A 6402-nucleotide genomic window follows, 5' to 3' on the forward strand; every position below is an offset into this window, starting at 1 on the left:
TGAAATAGAAGACCAACCGAGCAGGCAATGCGCGGGTCCGCTGTTCCCGACGCCAATACTGGTCAATGACCCGATCGACCAACTCCACCGGAAACATCCGAGTCAGCACACCAACCGCAGCCCGGTCGGCCAGACCGCCGCCCTCGCGCACACCCAACCCAAGATCCACCACAGCAGGCTACAGCCCCGCCATGACCTAACCGACCGGCATTGCCCCTAGCCGACCAGAGCACCCAACCGGTGCAGTCCACTGTAGACCGCCGATAGCCGCGACACCGCCCGGTCCCCGGCGATCCCCACCCCCCACTTCGTCCGCCGACCCGCCCGCACCTGGCAGAACGTCGCGCACGCCGACGCGGGCGTCGCCGACGGTTGCTCGATGACGTCGAGCACCTGCACGCGAACCCCCGTCCGCTCCGCGAGCCGTGTCAGCACCTCCTCGGGGTCCAGCCCCATCCAGCGCTGGTCGACCGGGGGCAGGAAGTGCCGGGCGAACATCCGCCACAGGGCGGCCGGGTCCAGTTCGCCGCCGCGGTCGTCCATCTCCCGCCCGACCGCCTCGGCCAGTTCCACCTGCACGCCCCTGGGCAGCTCCAGCCCGTGCTCGGTGCGCATCAGGTACGCCAGCCCGCCCTTGCCCGACTGGTTGCTGATCCGCACCAGCGCCTGGTAGTCGCGCCCGATGTCGTGCGGGTCGATCGGCAGGTACGGCACCTCCCACAGCGGCGACCCGCTCTCGTCGCGGTCGCGCAGGCCCTTCGCGATGGCGTCCTGGTGCGAGCCCGCCAGCGAGGTGTACACCAGCTCGCCCGCCCACGGGTGCCTGCAGGCCACCGGGATCCGGGTGCAGCGCTCGGCCACCCGGCGGATGTCGTCGAGGCCGCCGAGCTCCAGCCGCGGGTCGATGCCCTGGGAGAACAGGTTCATCGCCAGGGTGACCAGGCAGACGTTGCCGCTGCGCTCCCCGTTGCCGAACAGCGTGCCCTCGACCCGGTCCGCCCCGGCCAGCAGCGCGGCCTCCGCGGCGGCGACCCCGCAGCCCCGGTCGTTGTGCGGGTGCAGGCCCAGCAGGATCCGGTCGCGGAATACCAGGTTGCGGTGCATCCACTCGATGCGGTCGGCGAACTCGTGCGCGGGGAACGCCTCGACGGTGGCGGGCAGGTTGATCCGCACGTCGTCGTCCGCGGTCGGCCGCCACAGGTCGAGCACCGCGTTGCAGACCTCCAGCGCGAACTCGGGCTCGGTCTGGGTGAACGACTCCGGCCCGTACTGCAGCGACAGCCGGGTCCCCGGCAGCCCGTCCCGCAGCCGCATCGACAGCTCGGCCCCGTTGAGCGCCAGCCGCTTCACCTCCGCGCGGGTCGCGCGGAACACCACCCGGCGCTGCACGGTCGAGGTCGGGTGGAACACCTGCATGATCGCGCGCGGCAGGCCGCGCAGGGCGCGCACGGTCTCGGCGATCAGGTCCGGCCGCATCGGCACCAGGACCTGCGGGGTCACGTCGTCGGGCACCTCGCCGGAGCGGGCCAGCCAGCGCACGAAGTCGTGGTCGGCGCGGCAGGACACCGGCATGCCGACCTCGATCTCCTTGAAACCCAGGCGGACCAGCAGCCGGAACAGCTCCTGCCTGCTCGCCATCGTCATGGGGTCCAGCAGCGCCTGGTTGCCGTCGCGCAGGTCCACGCTGCACCACAGCGGCGCCCGGGTGGCGACCCGATCGGGCCACTGCCGGTCGGGCAGGCCGAGCGGCCGGTACTGCCGGTACTTGTGCGCGGGCATCGACGACGCCCGCTGGGCGGCGGCGCTGCGGTGCCGCGCGCCGTACGGCAATCGGTTACCGGGCGGTTCCGAATTGCCCGCCGGTCGAGCGGTGGCGGGCGGTTCGGTGGTGGTCATCGTTCCTCCCCCAGGAATGGCGCAAGCGATCCGCGCGGTCATGTTCGCGGCGGTGTCGCGTGTCCCGCTTGACGCTAATGGCGATGGTTATGTCCGGGGTCGGTTGCCGAGCGGTTCTTCGCGGATTTCGTCCGTATGGCGACTATGCGCCATGCGCCATCCGGACGCCTTGTGTGGTCAGCGCGGGGCCACCCCGTGCGCGGCGCTGTCGTGGCGCAATTGCACGGGACTCCGCCGGTCGCAAAGGGACGAACGCGCCGCGTGGTCGGGCGCATTATCCGTACGGTGTGCGGAATAGTGCGGGGGCCGCTCGCCTTTGTCGGCGGACGGCCTTCGCCGCGGCCGGGAAAGAACGCCCGGCGAGATGTCTATCCGGTGATCGGGCCTATTCCGATGACGTGTCATCAATCCGTGGCCGGAGCAAGCAGAACTCGTTCCCCTCCGGGTCCCGCAGCACCTGCCACCCGTCCGGCGGATGGACGTCGTCCGCGGTCGTCGCGCCCAGGGCCACCGCCCGCGCCACGGCGTGGTGGAACGCGGTGGTCCGCAGGTCCAGGTGCAGCCGGTTCCGCGCCGCCCCGCCCTCGGGCACCAGGTGGAAGTCCAGCCGCAGTCCGAACGGCGCGACCACCGAGGCGCACGGCCCGCCGCGCGGCTCGGCCTCCTCGATCTCACCCTCCAGCAGCGCGGCCCAGAACCTGGCCAGCGCGAACGGATCGCGGCAGTCCACCACCACCGCGTGCAGAACGCTGATGCCACTGAGCCCGAAACCCCGTCCACCGAGACGCGTCATGATCGTGGAGTACCACACACCCGTCCCGCTGCCACCCTATGGTCGTGATCATGGGGGCGCGTGGGCCGCTGGCCGCGCTGCTGGGGGCCAACGCGCTCTCGGCGTGCGGGACGGCGATGACGGTGCTGGCCGTGCCGTGGTTCGTGTTGCAGACCACCGGGAGCGCGGCGCGCACCGGGCTGGTCGCGGGGGTCGAGGTGTTCGGCGCGGTCGTCGGGGCGCTCGCCGCCGGGCCGGTCGTCGACCGGGTCGGCAGACGCGCGGCCAGTGTCGCCTCGGACCTGCTCGCCGCCGCCGTCGTGGCCGCGATTCCCCTGCTGCACGGCACCTCCGGCCTCCCGTTCGCCCTCCTGGTGCCGCTCGCCTGGGCACTGGGCCTGGTCGCGGCACCGGGCGCGACCGCGCGGCGCGCCATGGTGCCCGCGCTCACCGCGCGGGCGGAGGTGTCGACCGAACGCGCCTCCGGGGCCTACGAAGGCGTCTGGCGCGGTGCCCGCATGCTCGGCGGACCGCTCGCCGGGGTGCTCATCGCCCTGCTCGGCCCACCCGGCGTGCTGCTCGTCGACGCCGCGACCTTCCTCGGCTCCGCGCTCCTGGTGCGCCTGTTCGTCCCCGCCGTCGGCGGAAAGGCCCCCGGCGGCTACGGGCACCGCCTCCGCGGCGGACTCGCCTACCTGCGCCGGGACCGGGCGCTGCGGTGGGTGGTCCTGCTCGTCTCCGGCACCAACCTGCTCGACGCCGCGTTCTTCGCCGTCCTGCTGCCCGTCTACGCCGAACGCGTCCTCGGCAGCAGCGTCGCGCTCGGCGCGATCGCGGGCGTGTGGGCGGGCGGCGGGCTCGCCGGGTCGCTGGCCTACGCCTGGCTCGGCGCCCGGCTGTCGCGCCGCTGGACCCTGGCCACCGCGTTCCTGGTCAGCGGCGCGCCCCGGTTCGCGCTGCTGGCCGCCGCTCCGCCGCTGCCGATGGCGCTGGCCGCGCTGGCGGTGTTCGGCTGCGCGGTCGGCACGATCAACCCGGTGCTCGGCGTGGTCCAGTTCGACCGGGTGCCCGACGACGTGCGGCCCGTGGTGGGCGGTGTGCTGCAGGCGGGCTCGCAGTGGCCGATGCCCGTGGGCGCCGTGCTGGCGGGCTTTGCCGTCGACGGGTTCGGGCTGGTCCCCACGCTGCTCACCGCCTCGGGGGTGTACCTCGCGATCACGCTGTGGCCCGCGTTGGCCAAGGGCTGGCGTGAGATGGACGAGGAACCGGTCGGTGCCAGGCACTAGGGTGCGGGATATGTCGACCATCGCCACCGCCGTGGACCCGGACCTGCTGCGCGCCCGCCTGGACCGGGCCCGGTCCGCCGCCGCGGCCCACGGGGCCGACGCCCTGCTCATCGCCCCCGGCTCCGACCTGCGCTACCTGATCGGCGGCAGCGGGTCCTCGTTCGAGCGGCTGACCGCGCTGGTGCTGCCCGCGGCGGGGGACGCGGTGCTGGTCGTGCCGAAGCTGGAGGCACCCGGCTACGACGGCGTGCCGCTGGCGGAGCTGGGCGTGCGGGTGGCCACCTGGGTCGACGGCGAGGACCCGTACGGGCTCGTCGCCGGTCTGCTCCCCGCGGCCACGCGCGTCGCCGTCGGCGACGTGCTGCCCGCGCTGCACGTGCTGCCGCTGCGCGACGCGCTGCCCGGCGCCGAGCAGGTCCTGGCCGGACCGGTGCTCAGCGCGCTGCGGATGCGCAAGGACGCCGCCGAGGTCGAGGCGCTGCGCCAGGCCGGTGCCGCGATCGACCGCGTGCACGCCCGGATCGGCGAGTGGCTGCGGCCCGGCCGCACCGAGGCCGAGGTGGGCGCGGACATCGCCGCCGCGATCGTGGCCGAGGGCCACGCCAAGGTCGAGTTCGTCATCGTCGGCTCCGGCCCCAACGGCGCCAGCCCGCACCACGACGTGTCCGACCGGGTGATCACCGCAGGGGACGTGGTGGTCGTCGACATCGGCGGCAGCACCGACGCGGGCTACAACTCCGACAGCACCCGCACCTACGCCGTCGGCGAGCCGCGCGACGCCGACGTGGCCGCGACCTACGCCGTGCTCGCCGCCGCCCAGCGCGCCGCCGTGGAGTCCGTGCGCCCCGGGGTGACCGCCGAGTCGGTGGACGCCGCCGCCCGCCAGCTCATCGCGGACGCGGGCCTGGGCGAGTTCTTCATCCACCGCACCGGCCACGGCATCGGGCTGGACGTGCACGAGCACCCGTACATCGTCGCGGGCAACGAGACCGTGCTGGAGCCGGGCATGGCCTTCAGCGTCGAGCCGGGGATCTACCAGGCGGGCCGGTGGGGCGCGCGCATCGAGGACATCGTCGTCGTCACCGAGACGGGGGTGGAGTCGGTCAACCACCGCCCGCACGAGCTGGTGGTGCTGCCCGCATGAGCGGCGAGCTGGAGCCCATCGACCAGGCGATCGTCCGGGAACTGGCGGCCGACGGCAGGCGCAGCTTCACCGACCTCGCCGAGCGCGTCGGGCTCAGCGTCTCCGCCGTGCACCAGCGGGTCCGCAGGCTGGAGCAGCGGGCGGTCATCCGCGGCTACACCGCGCGCCTCGACGCCGAGGCCATCGGCCTGCCGCTGACCGCGTTCATCTCCCTGTCCCCGATCGACCCGGCCGCCCCCGACGACTACCCCCAGCGGCTCGAGCACATCGAGGAGATCGAGTCCTGCTACTCGGTCGCGGGCGACTACTCGTACGTCCTGCTGGTGCGGGTCGCCTCGCCGACCGACCTGGAGGAACTGCTCCGCAAGATCCGCGAGTCCGCGAAGGTGTCCACCCGTACGACCGTCGTGCTGTCGACGCCGTACGAGGGGCGCACCCCCGCGCTGTAGATGAGGGCGATGAGCGACGAGATCAGGGATTTGGTCGTGCGGTGGGCGGCGGCCGTGCACCGGGGCGACCTGGCGGCCGTGACCGCCGACCACGCCCCGGACATCGTGATGTTCGACGTGCCCCCACCGCACGACGGCGTCCGCGGCCTGGACGCCTACCGAGCGGTGTGGCCGGACTTCTTCGCCTGGCAGGCGAGCGGCGCGGTCTTCGAGATCGTGGACCTGCACGTCACCGAGGGTGCGGAGGTCGCGTACGCGTACGCGCTGCTCAGGTGCGGCACCCCCGAGGACCTGGCCGCCGCCCCGAACACCCGCCTCCGCCTCACCCTGGGCCTGCGCAAGGACAACGGCCGGTGGGTGGTCGCGCACGAACACCACTCGTTCGCCACCTAGACGCGGCCCCGACCCGTGTCGAGTGGACGGTCTCGGACCGGGGGGCACCGCCGCCGGGCCTGAACCAGATGGTCGCGTACCACGAGGACGACACCACGACGGAAACCGGTCTCGCGGTACTCGCGTGTTCCGCAGGCGGGCGGGGGAGTGGGTGCTGGTGCGCCAGCAGGCATCCTTCCCCTTCGATCCCGCCGCCCGCACCGACCTCCCCTTGACTCATCGACACAACCTGCCCCGGCCTGACCTCCGTCCCCGAGTTGTCCACAGGTCCGCTGTCGATCTTCCGGTTTTGTCGGTGCCCGCCGCTGGCATGGATCTCGGGGGCCGGAGGCGCAATGCCACTAACTTAAGCAAGGAGCTGCTATTATTTTCGGGTGGCTCGCGTGGTGCAGGTTCGTGGTGGTGTCGTTGATTCGTCGGCTGTTCGGTTGACCGATCGGATCTCGTTGGGTGTGTTGGCGG

General features: G+C 73.0%; 7 protein-coding genes. 4 read left to right on the plus strand and 3 right to left on the minus strand.

Going from position 1 to position 6402, the window contains the following annotated elements; translation table 11 throughout:
- The 3 genes from CLV40_RS40655 to CLV40_RS36860 form a co-directional block, all read right to left on the minus strand.
- Nucleotides 1-172 (minus strand): transposase domain-containing protein (locus CLV40_RS40655; protein ID WP_342752298.1); only part of this gene is annotated, 172 nt, incomplete at its 3' end.
- Between the two features lie 44 nt (nt 173-216).
- A complete protein-coding gene (locus CLV40_RS36855) occupies nt 217-1896 on the minus strand; it encodes a 2-isopropylmalate synthase (protein WP_219824216.1) in 1680 nt (559 codons plus the stop codon).
- 385 nt (nt 1897-2281) lie between these two features.
- Nucleotides 2282-2689, minus strand: a complete 408-nt coding sequence (locus CLV40_RS36860; RefSeq protein WP_104483679.1) for a VOC family protein — start codon at nt 2687-2689, stop codon at nt 2282-2284.
- 50 nt (nt 2690-2739) lie between these two features.
- On the opposite strand from CLV40_RS36860, the gene CLV40_RS36865 reads away from it, so the two are divergent.
- From CLV40_RS36865 to CLV40_RS36880, 4 genes are read left to right on the plus strand one after another with little or no spacing between them, the layout of a single operon-like run.
- Nucleotides 2740-3954, plus strand: coding sequence for an MFS transporter (locus tag CLV40_RS36865; RefSeq protein WP_181043979.1), 1215 nt, complete (start codon nt 2740-2742; stop codon nt 3952-3954).
- Between the two features lie 10 nt (nt 3955-3964).
- Complete coding sequence (locus CLV40_RS36870) at nt 3965-5098, plus strand: M24 family metallopeptidase (protein ID WP_104483675.1); 1134 nt, start codon at nt 3965-3967, stop codon at nt 5096-5098.
- Nucleotides 5095-5547, plus strand: coding sequence for an Lrp/AsnC family transcriptional regulator (locus CLV40_RS36875; RefSeq protein ID WP_104483676.1), 453 nt, complete (start codon nt 5095-5097; stop codon nt 5545-5547). The genes CLV40_RS36870 and CLV40_RS36875 overlap by 4 nt, the downstream gene beginning before the upstream one ends.
- A 9-nt stretch (nt 5548-5556) precedes the next feature.
- Nucleotides 5557-5940 carry a nuclear transport factor 2 family protein gene (locus CLV40_RS36880; protein WP_245931831.1) on the plus strand — a complete coding sequence of 128 codons (384 nt, stop codon included), beginning with the start codon at nt 5557-5559 and terminating at the stop codon, nt 5938-5940.
- Nucleotides 5941-6402 lie beyond the last annotated feature (462 nt).

This window comes from Actinokineospora auranticolor (assembly GCF_002934265.1).
In the GTDB taxonomy this organism is placed as follows: Bacteria; Actinomycetota; Actinomycetes; order Mycobacteriales; family Pseudonocardiaceae; genus Actinokineospora; species Actinokineospora auranticolor.

Excerpts from the sequence above, each read along its gene's own strand:
- CLV40_RS36855 (WP_219824216.1), bottom strand. The coding sequence starts at position 1,896 with ATGACCACCACCGAACCGCCCGCCACCGCTCGACCGGCGGGCAATTCG.
- CLV40_RS36860 (WP_104483679.1), bottom strand. The coding sequence starts at position 2,689 with ATGACGCGTCTCGGTGGACGGGGTTTCGGGCTCAGTGGCATCAGCGTT.
- CLV40_RS36865 (WP_181043979.1), top strand. The coding sequence starts at position 2,740 with ATGGGGGCGCGTGGGCCGCTGGCCGCGCTGCTGGGGGCCAACGCGCTC.
- CLV40_RS36870 (WP_104483675.1), top strand. The coding sequence starts at position 3,965 with ATGTCGACCATCGCCACCGCCGTGGACCCGGACCTGCTGCGCGCCCGC.
- CLV40_RS36875 (WP_104483676.1), top strand. The coding sequence starts at position 5,095 with ATGAGCGGCGAGCTGGAGCCCATCGACCAGGCGATCGTCCGGGAACTG.
- CLV40_RS36880 (WP_245931831.1), top strand. The coding sequence starts at position 5,557 with ATGAGCGACGAGATCAGGGATTTGGTCGTGCGGTGGGCGGCGGCCGTG.